17 protein-coding genes are annotated in these 21,653 nt (G+C 63.8%); 12 read left to right on the top strand and 5 right to left on the bottom strand.

Features of this window, described 5'->3' with window-relative positions; genetic code table 11:
• Positions 1–35: 35 nt before the first annotated feature.
• From ACYVHK_RS16275 to ACYVHK_RS16245, 7 genes are all read left to right on the top strand, one after another.
• Positions 36–1,115 carry a LysM peptidoglycan-binding domain-containing protein gene (locus ACYVHK_RS16275; RefSeq protein ID WP_460534228.1) on the top strand — a complete coding sequence of 360 codons (1,080 nt, stop codon included), beginning with the start codon at positions 36–38 and terminating at the stop codon, positions 1,113–1,115.
• 65 nt (positions 1,116–1,180) lie between these two features.
• Complete coding sequence (gene dprA / locus ACYVHK_RS16270; RefSeq protein ID WP_460534226.1) at positions 1,181–2,266, top strand: DNA-processing protein DprA; 1,086 nt, start codon at positions 1,181–1,183, stop codon at positions 2,264–2,266.
• Positions 2,267–2,305: 39 nt separating this feature from the next.
• Positions 2,306–2,767, top strand: a complete 462-nt coding sequence (locus tag ACYVHK_RS16265) for a Smg family protein (RefSeq protein WP_460534224.1) — start codon at positions 2,306–2,308, stop codon at positions 2,765–2,767.
• Positions 2,768–3,025: 258 nt separating this feature from the next.
• The gene (gene topA / locus ACYVHK_RS16260) at positions 3,026–5,338 is read left to right on the top strand and encodes a type I DNA topoisomerase (protein ID WP_460534222.1); all 2,313 of its coding nucleotides are present in this window, start codon (positions 3,026–3,028) and stop codon (positions 5,336–5,338) included.
• Between the two features lie 114 nt (positions 5,339–5,452).
• Positions 5,453–8,056 carry a bifunctional diguanylate cyclase/phosphodiesterase gene (locus ACYVHK_RS16255; protein WP_460534219.1) on the top strand — a complete coding sequence of 868 codons (2,604 nt, stop codon included), beginning with the start codon at positions 5,453–5,455 and terminating at the stop codon, positions 8,054–8,056.
• Between the two features lie 56 nt (positions 8,057–8,112).
• Complete coding sequence (locus tag ACYVHK_RS16250) at positions 8,113–8,850, top strand: lysophospholipid acyltransferase family protein (protein WP_460534217.1); 738 nt, start codon at positions 8,113–8,115, stop codon at positions 8,848–8,850.
• 161 nt (positions 8,851–9,011) lie between these two features.
• On the top strand, positions 9,012–10,496 hold the full coding sequence (locus ACYVHK_RS16245) for a serine hydrolase domain-containing protein (protein WP_460534215.1): 1,485 nt from the start codon (positions 9,012–9,014) through the stop codon (positions 10,494–10,496).
• A gap of 97 nt (positions 10,497–10,593) precedes the next feature.
• Here the strand turns inward: ACYVHK_RS16245 and ACYVHK_RS16240 are convergent, their stop codons facing one another.
• From ACYVHK_RS16240 to ACYVHK_RS16230, 3 genes are all read right to left on the bottom strand, one after another.
• Positions 10,594–10,962: a PDZ domain-containing protein gene (locus tag ACYVHK_RS16240; protein WP_460534213.1), complete on the bottom strand. Its 369-nt coding sequence runs from the start codon at positions 10,960–10,962 to the stop codon at positions 10,594–10,596.
• 249 nt (positions 10,963–11,211) lie between these two features.
• The gene (locus ACYVHK_RS16235; protein ID WP_460534211.1) at positions 11,212–13,245 is read right to left on the bottom strand and encodes a site-specific recombinase; all 2,034 of its coding nucleotides are present in this window, start codon (positions 13,243–13,245) and stop codon (positions 11,212–11,214) included.
• A 113-nt stretch (positions 13,246–13,358) separates the two neighbouring features.
• Complete coding sequence (locus tag ACYVHK_RS16230; RefSeq protein WP_460534209.1) at positions 13,359–14,753, bottom strand: DUF2252 domain-containing protein; 1,395 nt, start codon at positions 14,751–14,753, stop codon at positions 13,359–13,361.
• 104 nt (positions 14,754–14,857) lie between these two features.
• Between ACYVHK_RS16230 and ACYVHK_RS16225 the strand changes: the two genes are divergently transcribed.
• Positions 14,858–15,142 carry an Rdx family protein gene (locus ACYVHK_RS16225; RefSeq protein ID WP_460534207.1) on the top strand — a complete coding sequence of 95 codons (285 nt, stop codon included), beginning with the start codon at positions 14,858–14,860 and terminating at the stop codon, positions 15,140–15,142.
• Between the two features lie 50 nt (positions 15,143–15,192).
• On the opposite strand, the gene ACYVHK_RS16220 is transcribed toward ACYVHK_RS16225, so the two are convergent.
• Positions 15,193–16,794 carry an ATP-binding protein gene (locus tag ACYVHK_RS16220; protein WP_460534205.1) on the bottom strand — a complete coding sequence of 534 codons (1,602 nt, stop codon included), beginning with the start codon at positions 16,792–16,794 and terminating at the stop codon, positions 15,193–15,195.
• Between the two features lie 170 nt (positions 16,795–16,964).
• Here ACYVHK_RS16220 and ACYVHK_RS16215 point away from each other — a divergent pair, with 170 nt between their 5' ends.
• Complete coding sequence (locus tag ACYVHK_RS16215) at positions 16,965–17,276, top strand: YMGG-like glycine zipper-containing protein (RefSeq protein ID WP_460534203.1); 312 nt, start codon at positions 16,965–16,967, stop codon at positions 17,274–17,276.
• Between the two features lie 37 nt (positions 17,277–17,313).
• Here the strand turns inward: ACYVHK_RS16215 and ACYVHK_RS16210 are convergent, their stop codons facing one another.
• The gene (locus tag ACYVHK_RS16210) at positions 17,314–18,084 is read right to left on the bottom strand and encodes a TlyA family RNA methyltransferase (RefSeq protein WP_460534201.1); all 771 of its coding nucleotides are present in this window, start codon (positions 18,082–18,084) and stop codon (positions 17,314–17,316) included.
• A 305-nt stretch (positions 18,085–18,389) separates the two neighbouring features.
• On the opposite strand from ACYVHK_RS16210, the gene ACYVHK_RS16205 reads away from it, so the two are divergent.
• Genes ACYVHK_RS16205 through ACYVHK_RS16195 form a run of 3 tightly spaced genes read left to right on the top strand, consistent with a single transcriptional unit; the run spans position 18,390 to position 21,653 of the window.
• A complete protein-coding gene (locus tag ACYVHK_RS16205; protein ID WP_460534199.1) occupies positions 18,390–20,171 on the top strand; it encodes a GspE/PulE family protein in 1,782 nt (593 codons plus the stop codon).
• A 39-nt stretch (positions 20,172–20,210) separates the two neighbouring features.
• Entirely contained in the window at positions 20,211–21,113 is a 903-nt protein-coding gene (locus ACYVHK_RS16200) for a patatin-like phospholipase family protein (protein WP_460534197.1), read from the top strand.
• Positions 21,114–21,128: 15 nt separating this feature from the next.
• Positions 21,129–21,653, top strand: a complete 525-nt coding sequence (locus tag ACYVHK_RS16195) for a YqhA family protein (RefSeq protein WP_460534195.1) — start codon at positions 21,129–21,131, stop codon at positions 21,651–21,653.

The raw sequence follows: 21,653 nt of genomic DNA, 5'->3' as shown, positions 1-21,653 counted from the left end.
GCAACGGCCCGGCAAACACAAATGGAAGCCAAACCATGCGCCCCTCGGTTTTCCGCGCCAAACTCATTTCCCGTCTCGTTCCTTCCGCCATTATAGCGCTGGGTCTGCTCCAGCCTGCATTTGCGGATGAATTGAAACTGCAAGAAAACGCCCCTGACCGCTATATCGTCGTCAAGGGCGACACCTTGTGGGACATCTCCGGCAAGTTCCTGAAGGATCCGTGGAAGTGGCCGCAGATCTGGAACATGAACAAGGAAGAGATCAAGAATCCGCACTGGATCTACCCCGGTGACGTGATCGTACTCGACACGAGCGGTGGTTCGCCCCGTCTGCGCCTGTTGGGTAACGACAAGAACGATGCCTTGCGCGGTAATGCCAAGCTCAATCCGCGCGTCCGGGTGACCCAGTTCGATCCGCAAGCCGCGCCGGCCATCCCGGCCCGTGCCATCGAGCCTTTCCTGTCCAAGCCGCTGGTGGTGGATGAGGCCGAGTTCCGGGTTGCACCACGCATTGCCCAGGCCCCGACCGAACACCTGACCATCACGACCGGTGACAAGGCCTATGCTGTCGGCATTGGCAACGGCCAATCCGGCGACCAGTGGCAGATCTATCACGGTGGCAAGGAGCTGCGTGATCCGGATACCAAGGAACTGCTGGGTTATGAAGTGACCTACGTGGGCGATGCGACGACCAAGGCCACGGCCGATGTCAGCACCCTGCAGGTGACCAAGGCCATCCAGGAAGTCACCATCGGTGACCGTCTGGTGCCGCGCCCACGCAAGGAATACAACAACTATATTCCGCACACGCCGGAAGCGAATATCGTGGGCAAGGTCATTTCCACTTACGGTGGCGTGAACGATGCCGGCCCCTACACCACCGTGGTGGTGAACAAGGGCCAGCGTGACGGTATGGAACTGGGCCATGTGCTGTTCGCCTACAAGGCGCCGCGCCATATCCGCAAGGAGTCGAGCAAGGAAGACAACCTGATGACGCCGGCCGAGAAGAGCGGCAACATCTTCATCTATCGTGTCTTCCCGAAGCTGTCCTACGGCCTGGTGCTGGACAGCACGGTGCCGATCAACCTGAACGATGTTGTTCGCAAGCCTAATTAAGTTTATTTAGTCAGAATGACGGGGGGACGTGCTGCGGCCGATCCCTCCGCTTTGAGGTGGATGCCTTGCGTGAACCCGATAGTGCGGATTGGCTCCGCCTGACGATGGTGCCCGGTATCGGGTCCACGCTCACTTTACGTCTACTCTCGGTGTTTGGCAGTCCGGCGGCCGTCCTGGCCGCCAGCCAGGCATCGCTCAGCCAGCATGTTTCCTCCAGCCAGGCTCTGGCGATCAAGCAAGGCATCAGTCCGGAAGTGCTCGACAAGGCATTGGCCTGGCTCGACCTGCCGGGTAACCACCTGCTGACGCTGGCCGACCCCGACTATCCCAAGCGATTGCTGGAAATACCCAACCCGCCGGCGGTGCTGTACGCCAAGGGACGGCGCGAATTGCTGAATGTCGCCACCCTGGGGGTGGTGGGCAGCCGCAATGCGACGCCGCAGGGCATACAGAATGCCGAAGCCTTCGCGCGTGATCTGTCGCAGCGGGGCTGGTGCATTGCCTCGGGTCTCGCGCTCGGCATCGACGCGGCGGCGCATGAAGGCGGCCTCAGCGGTGCGGGCAGTACCATCGCCGTCGTGGGTACCGGGCTGGATATCGTGTACCCCGCCCGTAACCATCCGCTCGCGCACCGGATTGCGGCCGAGGGGGTGATTTTGTCCGAGTTTCCGCTCGGCACGCCCGGGCATTCGCGCAATTTTCCGCGTCGTAACCGGATCATTTCCGGCTTGTCCCGTGGGGTGCTGGTGGTGGAGGCGGCACTGATGAGCGGATCACTGATTACCGCCCGCGAAGCGGCCGAGCAAGGGCGTGAGGTGTTCGCGATTCCGGGGTCCATCCATTCGACCTTGTCCAAGGGTTGCCACCAGTTGATCAAGCAGGGGGCCAAGCTGGTGGAGACCGCCCAGGACATCCTGGAGGAACTTGGCGAACAGAATATCGTCCTAAAAACACCGGCCCAGCCGGTTTTGCCGACAGACGAGGTGGAAGCCAGCCTGCTGGCCGCACTGGGCCATGATCCGCTGGATATCGACACCTTGACAGCGCGTGCAAACTTGACGCCTGACCGGGTCTACGCGATGCTGTTGACGCTTGAACTGGAAGGATTGGTCGCCAAATTACCTGGAGGCCGCTACCAGCGACTGGCTTGATTGGCCATTATTAACGCTTGCTCCGAGGTGCCACGCCCAATGTTCGATGTACTCGCCTTTCTCTTCGAACAGTATTTCTCGCTGGAGAATTGTCCCGACCGGAATACGCTGGCCAAGCAACTATCGGCCGCGGGTTTTGACGAGGACGAGATCGGCGAGGCGCTGGACTGGCTTAGCGAGTTCGATGAGCTGGACAATGCCCCCTACGCGCTGCTGGATGAGCGCGAGGAAGTGTTGCCGCGGGTGCTGCATCCCCGTGAAGAGAGCCGTCTGCTGCCGGAGGCGCAGGCTTTCTTCCACTATCTCTGCAGCTCGGGCGCCCTGAGTGCCGGACAGCGCGAATTGCTGATCGACCGGCTGATGCAGAGCAATGCGCAGTCGATCGACGAGGAAGCGGTCAAGCGGGTGGCCTTGATGGTTTTATGGCGGCAAGGCGATGATCTCGCCAACCTGCTGATTGAAGAGTTGCTGTTCGCCGAATCTGACGGGCAGATGCATTGATAGCGTGTGTGCCGCAGGGGGCCGAGTCTTGTTGGCCTGCATCCCGTCCGGCTGTCTCCGCGAGGGGATGATCCCGCCGGTGCCTCAAGGTTGGGGCCGTGTTTCCCAGGTTGCGCGCCGCAGGCAAAAAGTGCCATTCCGTGCGACAGCATTGGAAAATCCTGTCGCCGCACCTAAATTACCCCTAACATCGCGCCGCAGCCCGTCCGACCAGTCGGGCTGTACGCATTCCACTTTACCGCCGCTAGCGGAGCCCGCATGGCCGATAACCTGTTGATCGTTGAGTCGCCTTCCAAGGCCAAGACGCTGAAAAAATACCTGGGCAAGGATTTCGAGATCCTTGCCTCCTACGGCCATGTGCGCGGACTGGTACGCAAGGACGGGTCGGTCGACGTGGATCATGGCTTTGCCATGAAGTACCAGGTGATCGCGAAGAACGCCAAGCATGTGGACGCGATCATCACCGCCGCCAAGGCCGCCAAGAACGTCTATCTGGCAACTGACCCGGACCGCGAAGGTGAGGCGATCTCCTGGCACTTGCTGGAAATCCTCAACGGCAAGAAGGCGCTGGACAAGAAGCTGGTGAAGCGCGTGGTGTTCCACGAGATCACCGAGAGTGCGGTGCTCGCTGCCGTGGCGCACCCGCGCGATGTGGACAGCCACCTGGTCAATGCCCAGCAGGCACGTAGCGCGCTCGATTACCTGGTGGGTTTCAACCTGTCGCCGCTGTTGTGGCGCAAGGTGCGTTCTGGTCTTTCCGCCGGCCGTGTGCAGAGCCCGGCACTGCGCCTGATCTGCGAGCGCGAGAATGAGATCCGCGCCTTTACCGCGCAGGAATACTGGTCGATCCACCTCGACAGCCACAAGGGCAAGACCAAGTTCGGTGCCCGGCTCAATGAGTGGAAGGGCAAGAAGCTTGATCAGTTCGATATCCCGGACGAGGCGACCCAGGCCGAGATCCTGAAGGGCGTGGACGGCAAGCCGGCGAAGGTCAGCCATGTCGAGAAGAAGCGCAAGAGTCGGAATCCGACTGCGCCGTTCACGACGTCGACCATGCAGCAGGAAGCCGTGCGCAAGCTGGGACTGACCACCGACCGCACCATGCGTACTGCCCAGCAGCTGTACGAAGGTATCGCGCTGGGGGACGGCACCACCGGTCTGATCACGTATATGCGTACCGACTCGGTGGCACTGGCCAATGAGGCGGTAGCCGAGATCCGCGAATTCATCGGCAATAATTTCGATGCCGAATCGCTGCCGGCCAATCCGGTCGTCTACAAGAACAAGTCCAAGAATGCCCAAGAGGCGCACGAGGCGATCCGCCCGACGTCCATCCTGCGTACGCCTGCTTCGGTAAAGGGTTTTCTGAGCGCCGAGCAGTTCAAGCTGTACGAGATGATCTGGAAGCGGACGCTCGCCTCGCAGATGGCGCCGGCGCGCTTCGATACGACCAGCGTGGATATCGAAGTCGGCGAAGCCGTGTTTCGGGCCACCGGCCAGGTGCAGGTGTTTGCCGGCTTCCTGGCGGTCTACGAAGAAGACGTAGATGACGCCGAGGATGAGGACAACGCGAAGCTGCCGGCGCTGGAAGCGGGCGAGAGCCTGCCGGTCGACAAGCTCTACGGCGAGCAGCATTTCACCCAGCCGCCACCACGCTTTTCGGAAGCGTCGCTGGTGAAGGCGCTGGAAGAGTTCGGCATTGGCCGTCCTTCCACCTACGCCTCCATCATCAAGACGCTGAAGGATCGAGAGTACGTCAACCTCGACAAGAAGCGCTTCCTGCCGACCGATACCGGCGAGGTGGTGAACAAGTTCCTGACCGATCACTTCGGCCAGTACGTGGACTACCAGTTCACCTCCAAGCTTGAAGACAAGCTCGATGAGATCTCCAATGGCGAGCGGGACTGGATTCCGGTCATGGAGGAGTTCTGGACCGGTTTCTCGCAGCAGGTGGAAGAGAAGAAGGCGCTCAAGCGTAGCGAAGTGACCCATGAGGCACTGGACGAAGCCTGCCCCAAGTGTGGCAAGCAGTTGACGGTGCGCCTGGGCAAGCGCGGGCGGTTCGTGGGTTGTACCGGTTACCCCGAGTGCGACTACACGCGGGACATGAACGAGACGGCCGAGCAGAAGGCGGAAGAGCAGGTCCAGGTCATCGAGGACCGGGTCTGCCCGAATGACGGCGGGCAACTGATCGTGAAGTCCGGCCGCTACGGCAAGTTCATCGGCTGTGCCAACTACCCGAAGTGCAAGCACATCGAGCCCCTGGAAAAGCCCAAGGATACCGGCGTGACCTGCCCGGTCTGCAATACCGGCATGCTGATCGAGCGAAAGTCGCGCTACGGCAAGCTGTTCTATAGTTGCAACACCTACCCCAAGTGCACCTATGCGACCTGGAACCCGCCGATTGCGGAGACCTGTCCCAAATGCCAGTGGCCGGTGCTGACGCTGAAGACGACCAAGCGTCGTGGCCTGGAAAAGGTCTGTCCGCAGAAGGAATGCGGCCACGCCGAGACCGTGCTGACGCCGGAGCAATTGGCGGCGCAGGCCGAGGCAGCGGAATCTGCCGAGTAAGCTTGATGGAAGGCCGGACGGGATAGTCCGGCCTTTTCATTGCCAGCCTGCACCATGTTGATGTCATTTCCAGAGTAAGATGGCCGCTTGCCCCGAGAGGGGCGGGAGAGCCCCATGAACGCCCGTCGCACCCTTGACGACGCCAAGACTGCCAGCAGCGCTAATAGTACGCACGACTACCTTGAGGCGTTGGACGCGGCTGGCCAACTGATCACCGATGCCAGCCCGGAGGCGCTTGAGCGGGCGTTGGCGGCGATCGGCCAGGCGGCCGAGGCCAGCAGTGCGGCCTTGTACCGGCATGGCGCCGGTGGGCTGCAGGCCCGCTTCGTGGGGGCCTGGCGTGGCGATGCCAAGCTGCCGGATCATGTCGAGGCCGCGCTAGCGCGGCTCGACTACCGCCTATACCGTGATCTGCATGAGACCTTGTCGTCCGGCCTGATGCTGGAACGCAAGGTCAGCGAGCTGCTGCCGGCGACCCAGACTATGCTGGCGCCGCTGGGCATACAGCACCTGCTGTGTGTGCCCTTGCTGGATGCCGGCGAGCTGATCGGCTTTCTGGGATTGATCTATTTCGAGACACCCCGTCGGCGCGCCTTTGGCGAGCCACGCTTCATGGCCACGCTGGCCAACTACCTGGCGCTGGCGCTGGTAAGGCAGGAGGCCGAGGCCCGCATGGGTGTGAGCGCCCAACGGCTGGCGACGCTGGTGGGCGCGACCGAGGACATGGTGTTCGAGCTGAACGCCGACGGTATTGTCGTCAATGTCTGGTCGCACCATCCCGCCTTGCCCAGCCCCAGTCTGGTGGGCTTGCCGCTGGACATGGCCTTCCCGCCCGACATGGCCTGGGCGCTTGGACAGGCGCTGCCACGTGCGTTGGCGAGCGATGCGCGCGAGCAGTTTGAATTCACCCTGCCGCGGCTCGAAGGGGCGATCTATTGCATCGGCCGGCTGCAGGCCGTACCCAGCGAGGACGGTACGCGGCGCCACGCGGTGGCGCTGGTGCGCGACGTGACTGAGCTGATGCGCGAGGAGGCACGCCGCCGCGCGATGATCGAGACGCTGGACCAGCTGGAAGAGGCGGTCATCGAACTGAGCGAGGAAGGCCGTTTGACGCAGCTCTCGGCTGCCTGGGCGACCTTGCGTCTGACCCCGAATGCGAGCCGGACCGACCTGGGCCATGCGCTGATCCATTTTGTTGACCCCGAGGACCGGCTGCCCTTGCAGCAGGCCTATGCGGATGTGCTCAATACCGGCGAGCCGCTGGCGGTGCGGTTCCGGCTGCTACGCGGCGAGACCGAAGCGGTCTGGCTGGAGGCGCGGCTGTTGCCCAACTGGGGTGCCGACGGCCTGAACCACGGCCTGCGCGGGGTGCTGCGTGACGTGACCGCAGCCCACCTGAGCGAAAACCATATCCGTCAGCTGGCGCTGTACGACAGCTTGACCGGCCTGCCGAACCGGGTGCTGCTGGACGACTTGTTGAACCAGGCCCTGCAGCGCGCGCAGCGCAATGGCGGGCGCGTGGCGCTGGGCTTTATCGACCTCGACCATTTCAAGCAGATCAACGACGCCTTTGGCCACCAGGCCGGCGACCTGGTACTGACCACGCTGGCGCAGCAGATACGTTCGGTGCTGCGCGAGCAGGACGTGCTGGCGCGCTGGGGGGGCGATGAATTCATCGTCATGCTGCCGGACCTGCCCGACCTCGCCACGCTGGCGCAGGTGGCGGAACGGCTGCGCGAGATTGCCCGGCAGGGCGTGGTGCTGGAAGGCATCGAGACCCGGCCGACGATCTCGATCGGCATGGCGGTCTACCCGGACAATGCGGACAGCGCCGAGGGCCTGTTGCGACTGGCCGACAGCACCATGTATCACGCCAAGTCCATGGGCCGGAACAATGTGCAGTTCTACGGCGATATCGTCCATCTCAAGAGCATGGGCCGCGAGCACATGGCGGTGCAGACGCGGCTCAACCACGCGGTACTGAACAACGAGCTGCAGGTGTTCTACCAACCCATTGTCAACACCCGTACCGGCGAGATCAGCTCGGTCGAGGCGCTGGCGCGCTGGCATGACGATACGGCGGGCTGGATCACGCCACAGTTGTTCATTCCGATGGCGGAGAAGCTGGGCTTGATCAGCGAGCTGTCGGAGCAGATCACGGTGCAGGCGCTGACCAAGCTCAAGGGTTGGCGCGAGCGGGGCTTCAAGCAGCCCTTGTCGCTCAATGTGTCGCGCAACCTGCTGTTCTCGCCGCGTTTCGTGCGCAACCTGATCAGTACGGTCGAGGAGTTCAAGCTGCGCTCGTCGGACGTGATCGTGGAGATTACCGAGAGCCTGGCGCTGACCGACCAGGCGCGGCAGTCCAAGCATCTGAAGCAGTTGCACGAGGCGGGCTTCAAGATTGCGATCGATGACTTCGGGACTGGCTATTCGTCGCTATCGCAGCTGCATGACATGCCGATCGATATCCTCAAGGTGGACCTGAGCTTTACCGCTCGTCTGAACAATGAGTCGGGCCGGCGCATCATGCAGGCCATCGTGCAGATGTCGCAGGCGCTGGGGCTGGACGTGGTGGTCGAAGGGGTGGAAACCCTGGATGCGGCTCGTTTCCTGCAGGGGCTGGGGGTGGACAAGATGCAGGGTTATCATTTCAGCGAACCGGTGCCGGCCGGGGTCTGCGAGTTGCATATGCAGCTCGGGCTGGACGGTAAGGTTTGAAGTCGGGCCCGGCGCGAGGCAGAATGCCGGCCCAGTCCTAACGAGTCATTCCCGCCATGCGTATCATCCAGGCGATCTATAGCGCCTATGTCGGGCTACTGTTCCTGATCGGCGTTGCCGGTGTCATCCCCTTCTATTTCGTGGCCTTCCTGCTGCCTGACCGGCCGCGGCTGACCTTGATGTTCGCCGCGAACCGGGTATCGATGCGACTGTGGTCGTTGCTGAGCGGCATACGCGTCAGCGTCGAGGGCCAGGCGCGCTGGCAGCCGGCCCCGGTGATCGTCGGCAACCATTGCAATATGCTCGACATGCCGGTGTGTGCGATCGCCTGCGCGCAGCCGGCCAAGGTGCTCGCCAAGCAGGAGTTCGCACGTATTCCGTTGCTGGGATTTCTGTTCCGCAGCTTTGCGGTGCTGGTCACCCGTGATTCGCCCGAGAGCCGCCAGCGCAGCGTGGCGGAGCTGGGCAAGGCCCTGCATGCGGGCTGGCCGGTGTTTATCTTCCCCGAGGGGACGCGCAACCGGGGTACGACGCCCCTGCAGTCCTTCCGCGACGGCCCGTTCCGTTTCGCCATCGCCGCCCAGGCGCCGCTGCAGCCCTTCGTGCAGCTCAATATGCGTGGCGCACAGCGCGTCAACTCCTTGCTGTTCCGGCCTGCCCGGGTGGTGTTCCGCTGGCTGCCGCCGATCGAGACGGCCGGGCTGACCGAGGCGGACCTGCCCGCGCTGCGTGATCGAGTCTATGCCCTGATCGAGGCGGAACTACGGCGGGACGACCCGGCGTTCGCGGTGTAGCGGATACGAATATGAAAAGGGAGCCAAGCGGCTCCCTTTTTCATGGGTGGCACTGACGAAAGGGTAGGCGCCATGTTGGCGATGGTCACAACTTTCTCCTGACGAGTGGTCGGCGATATGCCACTCTGCGGCTTCCGACATGACGGACCCATCGCCAAAAAATGCTACGGATCTCCTGCATCGCACTATTGCTATCGGCCTTGTGCCTACCGGCCCAGGCGACTTCGACTGCGATCACCGACCCGCGCCTGTCGAGCACCGTTCAGGCCAGGATTTTGAGGGTGGAGCAAGGTCTGTCGACACGGGTTGTCGTCAAGGACGCGCCTGATCGCAAGATGAGCATGGCGGCGCGCATGGCATTCCATCAGGTGCCGGCCGTCAGCATCGCCGTCATCAACAATGGCAGGATCGAATGGGCACGTGCTTATGGCGTGCTGGATGGTGCCAGCCAGCGGCCCGCCTCCACCCGTACGCTGTTCCAGGCGGCTTCGATCAGCAAGACGGTCAGCGCCATCGGTGCCTTGAGGCTGGTCGAGCGGGGGAAGCTGGCGCTGGATGATGCGGTGAACGGGCAGATCTCCACCTGGCAGCTCCCGGACAACGCCTTGACTCAAGGGCATGCGGTCAGCCTGCGCATGTTGCTCAACCACAGTGCGGGCCTGACGGTGCATGGCTTCGATGGCTATGCCGCCGGACAGCCGCGACCGACGCTGCTTGAGGTACTCGACGGCCTCGCGCCGGCGAATTCCGAACCGGTCCGTGTCGATGCCGTCCCAGGTACCGTTTGGCGCTATTCGGGTGGCGGCTACAGTGTTGTCCAGCTGATGGTGACCGAGGCGAGCAAGCAGTCATTCGAGCAGTACATGCAGGCGGCGGTACTGAAGCCACTGGGGATGCGCCACAGCACCTTCGCTCCCACCTTGCCGGCAGCCTGGCGCCAGCTGGCCGCGACGGGGCACAAGGGCGATGGCAGCGCCGTCGACGGTGCCTGGCATGTCTATCCGGAATCCGCCGCGGCCGGCCTGTGGACCACGCCAACCGATCTGGCGCGCGTCGTCATTGCGGTCCAGCGTGCGGAGGCCGGGTTATCCGGCAAGATCCTGTCGCAAGGCATGGCGGCCACCATGCTGACACGCGGCCTAGGTGAATACGGTCTCGGCTTCTTCGTCGAGAAGCTGGGCGCAAGCACCAGCCTGGGCCACAGTGGTGGCACCGAAGGCTTCCGGGCCCAGATCTATGGCTATACGGGGACTGGCAAGGGGGCGGTGATCATGACCAACGGTACGAACGGCGCGGCCCTGATTGACGAGATTCTTTGCAGCATCGCCGCAGAGTACGGCTGGCCGGAGTTCCAGGTGACCGAGAAGGTAGCGATCGCGGCGGATGCCGCCGCACAGCGCCAGCAGACTGGCGACTATCGCCTGCTCAAGCTGCCGGCCCATGTCGTCGCCGAGGATGGGCAGCTCTATTTCCAGAGCGAACTGTTCGGGCCTGGCCGCATGGCGCTATTTCCGGAAGCCGGGAACGCCTACTTCATGACTGCGCAGGACATGTCGATCCGCTTCGAGCCGGATGCCGACGGTATGGTGTCCTCATTCTCGCTGATCCGTGGCGGCCAAACCTACACAGGCACGAGGCAGCCCTAGGACGAGGCCGATATCGGTCGGGACTATGTCGGGTTGATGCAAAAAGGGCGCATTTAGCGCCCTTTTTCCTGCGTGCCGGCTCCCGCCAGCGGCCGGATTATTTCTTGTCGGCCTTGGGCTCTGCGACCAGGGTGAGGGCCACGGTCTCGCCGCTGGGTTTCTTGATGCCCAGCCGGGTGGACTGGCCGATTTCACGTTCCAGATAGGGTTTGAGGGTATCGGCCTTGGCGCCGGCGACCGGCTTGCCTTCGACTTCCATGATGTAGTCGCCGGCGGTGATGCCGGCCCTGGCGGCCGGTGACTGCGGGGTGACCTTCTCGATCTTCACCGCCTTAAGGGTGGGGTTCCAGAACATGCCTTCGGCGTCGATGGACATCGAAAAGCCGAAGTAGCCGCGCTCGCCGGCCCAGGCAGTAGTGACGTACAGCAGCAGCGTGGTGGCGGCGAGGATCTGGATGGGCTTCATGGACTGGGTGGCCTTTCTGAGGGGCGGGGGATCGTGAGTGAGGGGCGGGGGATCGTGAGCGAGGCGGGTGGCATGCCGTGGGTGGAGCATAGCCCCGGATCGGTGTGGTGTGGTTCCCTGACCGTGTTGTTGTGGCGAAGTGAGGCAAATAGCCCGCACTCTCCAAGCCCGCGGGATGAGAGCGCGCCAAGCAAAAGCCCCGAATCAATCAGGGCTTTTGCCTGCTGGTGCTGGCGGGCCGCGTCGGGTTCAGCTCGTCTTGGTGGCGGCCTCGGTGACCGGCGGGATGACGGCGGCTTCCTTGGGGGCGATGAAGAAGCGTTGCGGGGCGCGGAAGAAGCGGCGCAACAGGCGGCGCATGAGTGCCCAGCCATCGACAAAGCGGATGCGGCGCGAGCGCAGGGCGACGAAGAGAGCGAGGCCGAAGCTGACGGCGAGGTTGGTCAGGCCGATCAGCAGGATGCCGACGATGGACAGGGCCCAGGTCTGCCAGCCTAGCTGGTAGTCCAGTGCCACCGCGGCGTAGGCCAGGTTGGCGGACGAGAAGGTGATGTGCCGGATATCGAGCGGCAGGCCCAGCAGGAATCCTATGGTGCCCATGGAGCCGAGCATGATGCCGAAGAAGAAGTTACCGGCCAGCGCGCCGAGGTTGTTCTCGATATAGCGGCAGAGGCGTTCCCAGCGGGCGTCGCCGAACAAGCGGCGGGGCCACCTGAGTTGCAACAGGCGCTCGGGGATACGGTTGTAGACGGCCTTGTTATCGTAGTAGCCGGAGATGAGGCCGGACAGGAACAGGCAGCAGCCGGCGATGGCCGCATGCGGCAGGGCGAGGCTGTGGATGGGGTCGAGATCGTGCAGCAGGTGGCCGGCTTTCTCGGGTGTGACCCAGACTTCGCCCAGGCCGTACTTGACGCCGATGGCGATGGCGAAGGCGGTGGGGATGGCGAGGCCGATGTTGCCGAGAATGGCAACGAACTGGGTGCGGGCGACGGCTTCGATCAGGCTGGCGAGCGCATCCAGCCTGTCCTCCCCCTTGCCTTGCTGCTCAATGCTGGCGGCGATGCGGGCGGCTGTCATGGCCGGCTGCTTGGTGGCAATGGTGAAGTGCAGCATGTGCACCAGCATGAAACCGAGCGAGTAGTTCATGCTGAAGGCGAAGGCCTCGATCAGCGGGGCGAGCTTGAGCTTGGCGGTCAGGATCTTGATCATGGCCATGAAGCCGACGATGAAGCCGGCCCCCATGGCGGACTTGGCCATGGCGGCCCATTCGCGGCGGTTACCGGCGATATAGTGCTCCCCGGTACGGCCGGCGTGCTCAGTGATCTGCAGGGCCAATAGATCGGTGTTGGTGGCGAACAGGTCGCGCAGGCTGGTCTTGCGGTTGTCTGCTTCCACCAGCTGCTTGAAGAAGCGTACCGAGCGTTCGGCCAGGTGCCGGGCGTGTTCGGGGGCGAGCAGGTCCAGGACTAGCCGCAGGCGGGCCAGGTGTTGCTGCAGGCGCACCATCAGGTAGGTGAGGCTGACGCTGACGCCTTTCTGGGCGGCGATCTTGCGCAGCTTGACGATGATCTCTTCGCACTGGTCGAGCAGGATGCGGACGTGGCTGTCGTCTTCATGCTCGCGCTCGGGTTCGAGCAGGCGGGCCTTGTAGGCTTCGAGGTATTCGCGCAGTGCGACGTTCTGGGTCAGGAAGGGTGACTCGAAGCGTTCGATGGCGGGATAGTTGCGGACGAGCTCAGGCTCGAGGCCAATTGAGGAGATACGGTAGGACAGGACCTGGGCGGCCTCCAGCAGCTCGCTGAGGGTGTTGCGGGCATCGCGGGTGTGTTCGCCTTCGGCGAAGCGCATGGCGGTCCAGACTTCCTGCCAGACCTTGTCCGGTACGGCCTCGACCCAGAGGTAGTCGTCCTTGCGGGCGAAGACCCGGCCGAAGACATCCTTGAGGTAGCCATCGCAATACTCGCCAGGCAGGAGTTTTTCGCCCAGGCGGCGGCGGAAGGCGCTCCAGACGCCCTCGTTGGAGAGGATGCCGGTATCGGTATAGAGGTGCAGCTGGCGGCGGGTGCTGATCAGGCGCATCAGGTAGTTGCGCAGGCCGGTGCGGTACTCGGCATGCTGGGCCAGCAGGAAGGCCAGCGAGCGCAGGGCGTTCACGGCGGCGTCGACATCGCCGGCGCGGCGGGGGCGGATGGCATCCACCAGCTTAGCCAGTGGCTCGGGCGCATTGTCGGTGGCTGCCGTGATGGCCTGCAGCGCGATTTCCAGCGTAGCGGTCTGGGTCATAGGCGTGGGGTTCCTGAAACGGGGGTCAATCGATGGTGCAGTCCTCGCAGGAGAACCGGCGCCGTCTGGACCTGAAACAGACCGGCGCGGCGCGGAAAGTTCGTGACAGATTACTACGGTAAGCGGTCGTGGCGAGCATCGTCTGCCGTATCCAGCGGGAAGCGGCCGTGGGCGACAGCCTGCTGGAACAGGTGGAAGTCGGCTTCGACCTGGTCGGCGTAGGCGAGGCCGTAGCTGGCGATGGCATCGGCAAAGGTGCTGCTTTTGCCGAGGTAGCCGGCGATCTGAGTGGCCTGGCCGCTGGAGCGGGCGTGGGCCCGGGCGAGCGTCCAGCCACAGGCACGCAGGTAGGCGCAGAGGGTATCGGCGTCGAAGCGTTCCAGTTGGGCGGCGACCTTCATGTCACGTAGTTGCCTTACATAAAAGTGCCGGCCGGCGGGGCCGGTGCACCAGCCGAGAAAGGCATCGCTGGCCGCCTGCATGAGGCGCTGACCCTCTACCGCCCGCTGGCCCTGGTGGCTGCGGCCGGCACGTTGCTGGCGGGCCAGGGCAACGATCGAGCGGCTGGCTTCCTTGATCTGCAGGAACAGCGGGTGGTCCTGTTCGTCGAGCATCAGCAGTACCAGGCAACGGGTACCGACGCTGCCGACGCCGACGACCTTGAAGGCGAGGTCGGCGATGCGGTATTGGTCGAGCAGGGTGCGCCGGTCGGCCTGCAGGGTACTGCGGTAGCCCTTGATCAGGGTGTCGACCAGCGCGCGCCAGTCCGGGGTTTCCAGCCATTGGTCGCGGCGGTCCAGCAGCGAGCCTTCGCCGTGCAGGTGGAACAGTTCAGGCGGGGCGTCGCGCAGGCGCCAATCGCCGGCTTCGCGGGTGGTGAGTTTGTCGAGCAGGCTGTCGTGGGTGCGGCCGCGGGCGCGTTCTTCGGCCCGGCCGAGCCGCTGGCGCAGGGATTCGCTACCGCAGACTTCGCGCAGGCGCTCGAAGGTCAGCTTGTCGTACCAGATGTCGAGCCGGCTCATGGTGGCGTACTGCCCCATGTGGATGCGGTAGCTGTCTGCAACCTGCCAGGCGGCCTGGGCGGCGGTGGCGTCGTCCAGGCCCAGGTGGCGGGCGGCCAGGGTGCCGCTGACCGCGAGGCGTTTGACGTCCCATTCCCAGGGGCCGACGTGGCTTTCGTCGAAATCGTTGAGGTCGAACACCAGGTTGCGTTCCGGCGTTGCGAAGCCGCCGAAGTTCATCAGGTGGGCATCACCACAGCATTGGACGGTCAGGCCGGTATCGGCGGTATTGGCCAGGTCGTGTGCCTGCAGCAGGGCGGTGCCGCGAAAGAAGGCGAACGGCGATTGCAGCATGCGGCCGTAGCGCATGGGCAGGAGCGCGGTGACGCGTTGCTGGCCGCTGTCCTCGAGCAGTTGTAGCGGGTCGTGCCGGCGTTTGCCGGTATGGGCATGGAGCGAACGGGGGCAGTGGCTGCGCAAGTTGCGCCCTGTGGCTAGGCTGGACATGGCTTCCTGTTGTGTTAGAACGCGGATTGACGGGCAGACCGCTACATTCTAGTTTTCGATTTCCTTCCTGCAGATGACGTTGCTGCAGATTAACCAAGGCTGATATGCATACCCCTCGTATCGAGATCCACTATTGCACGCAATGTCGCTGGTTGCTGCGTGCGGCTTGGCTGGCGCAGGAGCTGTTGTCCACCTTCGAGGAAGAGATCGGGGAGGTGGCCTTGCAGCCAGGAACCGGCGGGGTATTCGAGGTCCGGGCCAACGGGGTGCTGGTGTGGGAGCGCAAGGCGGACCAGGGGTTCCCGGACGCGGCGGTGCTCAAGCAGCGGGTGCGGGACGTGATCGCGCCGGAGAAGGGCCTGGGGCATAGCGAGGCCAAGTTGACGTGAGGGCGGGGTGTTTGGCTTCGCTGCGCTCAACCCGACCTACAGGCGTGTCCTTAGGGGTGACCTAGCGTGAAGTAGAAGCAGGCGCCTTGGTCGGGGGTGGATTCGGCCCAGATCTGGCCGCCGTGGCGATGGACGATACGTTGCGCCAGGGCGAGACCGATGCCGGTGCCGGGGAATTCCTGCTGGGGGTGGTAGCGCTGGAACGGGGTGAAGAGCTTGGCTGCCTTGGCAAGGTCAAAGCCGGCGCCATTGTCGCGGACGAAGAAGACTTCGTCGCCGTCGCCCGTGGGTTGCATGCCGATCTCGATGCTGGCGATGGTGCGTCGGCTGGAGTATTTCCAGGCATTGCCGATCAGGTTTTCCAGCAGGGACAGCATGAGGCCTTGATCGGCCTGGACCTGCAGCGCAGGGGCGATGTAGACCTCGACCTTGCGGGCGGGCTCGCGGTTGCGCAGGCGGGTGAGGATCTGGCCGGCGAGGCGGGCGATGTCGAGGGTGTCCCACTGCAATGGCTGGTTGGAGAGCTGGAACAGCTTGAGCAGATCGTCAATCTGCTCGTTCATGCGGGCGGCTTCGGTGCAGATGCGCAGCAGGTAGTGGCGGCCTTCGGTCGGTAGCTTGGCCAGATAGTCTTCCATCAGGATGCTGCCGAAGCCGTTGATGGCCCGCAGCGGGGCGCGCAGGTCGTGCGAGATCGAGTAGGAGAAGGCTTCGAGCTCCTGGTTCATGGCCTGCAGGCTACGGGTGCGGTCATTGACGCGACGTTCCAGGTCGCTGTAGCTACGAACGTTTTCCAGCGCGAGGGCGGCGGCGTCGGCCAAGGTTTGCAGCAGTTCGGCTTCTTCGCCGTCCGGCAGATAGGGCTGGGCCCAGTAGGTGCCGATGGCGGCGATCGGGTCCGGCTTGCGGACCGGCGTCATGACCAGGCTTTTGACGAAGGTCGGCCGGTAGGCGTCGTGCGGGATGCGGTCATCGACATAGATGTCGGGGACGACGGCCTGGGCGCGATTGAGCATGGCCCAGCCGCTGATGCAGGCGGACAGCGGGAAGCGCTTGCCTTTCCAGAGCAGGCCCAGGGCATCTTCGTCGATGTAGTGGCACATATCGCCTTCGCGCAGGACGAAGGTGGCGCCGTCGGCGAGGACCAGCTCGCGGGCGGCGGTGCGGACGACGCGCGTGACATCGGACAGGTCGCGGGCCATGGAGAGTTCCTGCACGGCACGGACCAGGCGGGCCTGCCGACGGGCGCTGAGGTGCAGCCTGTCTACCAGGGCATGTGGCGGCGGGCGGTCCAGTACCTTGCGGACGGTGTGCTTGAGCCGCCAGAGGTCCTGCTTGCCGATGTAGTCGAGCGCGCCGGCTTCCATGCCGGCTTCGGCGCTGAGGGAATCGGCATGGCCGCTGAAGTAGACGAACGGTACGTCCGGCTGGATGCGTTGGGCGAGCCAGAGGGCTTCGTGACCCTCGCAGCCGGGTACGCCGCTATCGGAGATCACCAGGTCGTAGGGCTCGCGCCCCAGGGCGGCGCAGTACTCCTCGCTATTACCGGTGACGTGCACTTCCAGGGGCACACCCAGTCGCAGCAAGGCGTTCTGGGTCAGGACAACGTCCAGTGGGTTGTCTTCCAGGTACAGCACTTTGCGGGTTGCCATGCCACGCTCCTCAAGTCTTGCCGAATGCCCTGTCGTTATCCGTGACGCGGGATGCCCTTCGGAAGGGCGCGCTGTCACTATTTACTTCTTCATACCCTGAATCGTTATCACATGCCAACTGGGTTAAAATAGCAAACTCTAATATTTACATCGTAGCTGGAGTTTGACGCATGTTCCGTACCCTTATCGCTGCCAGCCTGATGGCATTGGCTTTACCTGCCCTGGCCGTAGATGGTGGCGCCGTGATCGGTGGCGCCGTGGGTGGCGCTGCTGGCGCTGCCATTGGTCAGAAACTGGACGGCAAGAATGGCGCCATTATCGGTGCGGCTATCGGCGGCGCGACCGGTGCGGCCATCGGCAGCAAGTCGCAGAAGCCGGAGACCCGTGTGATCGAAAAGCGCGTCGTGGTCCGCGAGGACCGTGGTCATCGTGACCACGGCAAGCACAAGGGACATCACAAGCATGATCGCTACCGCGACTGAGCGGGGCTGACCGCCGGCCTGGCGGCCTTGGGTGTTGCTAGGCCGGTTTCATCGCGTAGATAAAGAACTCCCGGTTGCCATCGCCGCCGGTGATGGGGCTGTCGAACCAGTCAAGTACCGTCAGGTCCAGCCCATTCGCGGCGGCCTCTATTTTTTCCCTCACGCCTGCATACAGGGCCTCGTCGCGCACGATGCCGCCCTTGGCGACGCCATCCTTGCCGACCTCGAACTGTGGCTTGACCAGGCACAGCAGCTTGCCGCCCGGCTTGACCAGGGGGACGAAGGCCGGCAGGACCAGGGTCAGCGAGATAAAGGACAGGTCGGCGACGGCTAGGTCGAACAGCTGGTCGCTGTTGGCGGCGAGGATGGGTTCGGCTTCCAGCGCCCGGGCATTGACGCCTTCGAACAGGGTGAGCCGTGGGTCATCGGCCAGGTTGGGGTGCAGCTGGCCGTGGCCGACGTCCACGCCGACGACGGCAGCGGCGCCAGACTGCAGCAGGCAGTCGGTGAAGCCACCGGTGGAGATGCCGATATCGAGGCAGCGATAGCCCGCGACCGACAGGCCGGTATGGGCCAGGGCGCCGACCAGCTTGAGTGCGCCGCGCGAGACGTAGCGGTCGGACGGGTCTTCGGTGACGTCGAGCCGGGCATCGGCCAGCAGCTTCTGGCTGGGCTTCTTGACCGCGATGCGTTGGCCGGCCTCGAGCAGGGTGACGCGGCCGGCGGCGATCTGCTGCTGGGCGATGGTGCGGGAGGCGGCAAAGCCGAGCTCGGTCAGGAGCACGTCGGCACGGATGAGATCTGGCATGGGGAAGCTTTGGTCGGATAAGGGGATGCCCGGCATGTCGTGCATCACGGCAGGACACGCGGGCTATTGGGCTAATTCTAAAGAAGTCCGCCTGATTTGCAGAACTCCGTGATGGGCGAGGGGGTCTGTAGCGGCCCGACATGCGACGCGACAATCGCGGCGAAACCAGCTTAAATGGCGGGAGTGACAGGCTATGACGCTCGCAAGCGTCGCCTTGTCGGCCAGGCCTGGATGGCCTCGCCCACCGTATCCACGTGCAGTACCGTCCTGGGATGGTCTGCGTTGAACGCCCTTCTCTGGACGACATGAAAAAATTCCACCCTGTACGCGGCCATGGCGATAACCGACTCTCGATCAAGGGACTGGTCGAGGCGCTGATCGAGGAAGGCCATGTGCCTGCCGACACGGCCGAGGCGTTCTTGATCCCGGCCCGGACCTCGGCCCATGGCAAGACGCATCCCTTCAATTCCATCGCGCCGCAGAACTGGCACAGCCTGAAGACCGGCGAGCGTATGGATATCCATTGGCTGGGACGCTGGATAGGCCAGAAGATCGACCTGCCCTGGCAGCATATCGACCCGCTGAAGATCGATGTGGCAGCGGTGTCCGGCGTGGTGAGCCATGGCTATGCCAGCCGTTATGCGATCCTGCCGGTGGCCGTGGATGCGACCTCGGTGACGCTGGCGACGGCCGAGCCTTTCGTGCGGGACTGGGAGGATGAGCTGAGCCGCATCCTGAAGCGCGAGATCAAGCGGGTGCTGGCCAACCCGGAGGACATCCACCGCTACCTGCCGGAGTTCTACAACCTCTCCCGTTTTGTGAAGCAGGCGGTGGCGCAGACCGGCACGCAGAACAACTTCGCCAACTTCGAGCAACTGGTGCAGCTGGGCCGGACCGGCAATGTCGACGCCAACGACCACCATATCGTGGCGCTGGTGGACTGGCTGTTCCAGTATGCGTTTACCCAGCGGGCGTCCGATATCCACCTGGAGCCGCGACGCGAGGCGGGCCATGTGCGGTTCCGGATTGACGGCGTGCTGCATGCGGTCTACCAGGTGCCGCCGGCGGTGATGAATGCGCTGATCTCGCGCATCAAGGTGCTGGGGCGCATGGACCTGGCGGAGAAGCGCCGGCCGCAGGACGGCCGGGTGAAGACCAAATCACCCGATGGGCGCGAGATTGAGCTGCGCTTGTCCACGATGCCGACGGCGTTTGGCGAGAAGCTGGTGATGCGAATTTTCGATCCGGCCATTCTGGTGCGTGATTTTGCGGCGCTGGGCTTCGGGCCGGAGGACCAGGCGCGCTGGCAGGGCTTTGTCACCCAGCCGCACGGTATCGTGCTGGTGACGGGGCCGACCGGGTCTGGCAAGACGACGACGTTGTATACCACCCTCAAGCAGCTGGCGACCGAGGAGGTCAATGTCTGCACGGTGGAGGACCCGATCGAGATGATCGAGCCAAGCTTCAACCAGATGCAAGTACACGCGCAGATCGAGCTGAGCTTTGCCGAGGGTGTGCGCACGCTGTTGCGGCAGGATCCGGACATCATCATGGTGGGCGAAATCCGTGACCGGGAAACCGCCGACATGGCGATCCAGGCGGCGCTGACTGGTCATCTGGTGCTCTCGACGCTGCATACCAACGATGCGCCGAGCGCGATCACCCGCTTGCTGGAGCTGGGCGTGCCGCCCTATCTGGTGTCGTCGACCGTGGTGGGGGTAATGGCGCAGCGGCTGGTGCGGACACTGTGCCCGCACTGCAAGCAGCCGGATACGCCGCTGGAGGCGGAATGGAACGCGCTGGTGGCGCCGTGGAAAGCGCCGCTGCCGAAAACCGCCTACAAGCCGGTGGGCTGCCTGGAGTGCCGCAATACCGGCTACCTGGGGCGGATCGGCCTTTACGAGATGTTACCGGTCAGCCAGGAGTTGCGCCGGCTGATCGCGACGCAGGCGCATCCGAACGCGATACGGGAACAAGGTATCAAGGACGGCCTCAAACCGCTCAAGCTGGCGGGGGCACAGAAGCTTGCCGCCGGCCTGACCACGATGGAGGAAGTGATGAAAGTCGTGCCCTCCGAGACGGCCTGACCGTTACAATCACGCCCCCATTACCGGTATTGAGCCTCCATGCAACGTCGTACCCTGCTCCTGGCTGTTTCCTTGCTGCTTGGCGCCTGCGCCACCCCGCCAGCGCCCGTCGCCACGCCGGCGCCCGCGCCGCTGCCACCGGTGCCGGTGGTGCTCAAGCCACGTATCGGGCTGGCCTTGGGCGGCGGTGCGGCCAAGGGCTTCGCCCATATCGGGGTGATCAAGGTGCTGGAAGCGCAGGGCCTGGCGCCGACTGTGGTATCCGGCACCAGTGCCGGTAGCGTGGTCGGGGCGCTGTACGCGAGCGGGATGGATGGCTTTGCGCTGCAGGAGCAGTCGTTCTCGCTGGAGGAGTCACGCGTGCGGGACTTTTCCTTGTCCAGCGGTGGTCTCGTCAAGGGCGAGAAGCTGCAGGACTACATCAATGAACTTGTGAAGAACCGCGCGATCGAGAAGCTGGCCAAGCCGTTTGCGGCGGTATCGACCGAACTGGATACCGGCCGGCGCGTGGCGTTCTCGCGCGGCAATACCGGTCAGGCGGTACGTGCTTCCTGCAGTATTCCGGGGGTGTTCCAGCCGGTGCTGGTTTCCGGCAAGCGTTATGTGGACGGTGGGCTGGTCAGCCCGGTGCCGGTCGATGCGGCGCGCGAGCTGGGAGCGGACATCGTGATCGCGGTGGATATCTCGGCCAAGGCGCAGAACGGCAAGCCGGTGGAGGGGATCACCGGCATCCTGGGCCAGACGGTCACCATCATGGGGCAGCACCTGGGTGAGCAGGAACTGGCGCGTGCCGAGGTCGTCATCCGGCCCAGGGTGGGTAAAATCGGCGCTGCCGAATTCGAACAGAAACATACTGCCGTGCTGGAGGGCGAGCGTGCTGCGCTGGCCGCCTTGCCAGCCATCCGCGAAGCGATCGCCAAGTGGCAGGCAGCAAAACGTTAAACAGGAGCCGCAAGCTTGAAACCCGTCATTCGTCGCATGGAAGCGTTCATTTTCTTCAGCCGCTGGCTGCAGGCGCCGCTTTATCTGGGCCTGATCGTGGCCCAGGGCGTCTATGTCTACAAGTTCCTGCGGGAGCTGATCCATCTGGTTGCCGATGCCCCGGGCATGACCGAGACCCAGATCATGTTGATCGTGCTCGGCCTGATCGACGTGGTGATGATCGCCAACCTGCTGATCATGGTGGTGATCGGCGGCTATGAGACCTTTGTGTCCAAGATCGACGTGATCGAGACACACGAGGACCGGCCGGAGTGGTTGTCGCATGTCGACGCCGGTGTGCTCAAGACCAAGCTGTCTTTGGCCTTGATCAGTATTTCGTCCATCCACCTCCTGAAGACGTTCATCAGCGCCGGTGACTTCTCGACCATGGATGAGCGCACGATACTGTGGCAGGTGGTCATACACTGCACCTTCCTCGCCTCTGCCATCGTGATGGCACTGACGGACAAGATCATGGCCAGCAAGGCCTCGGGACACTGA

It is taken from the genome of Chitinimonas naiadis (assembly GCF_054780835.1).
This window is presented reverse-complemented; position numbering and strand designations above follow the sequence as displayed.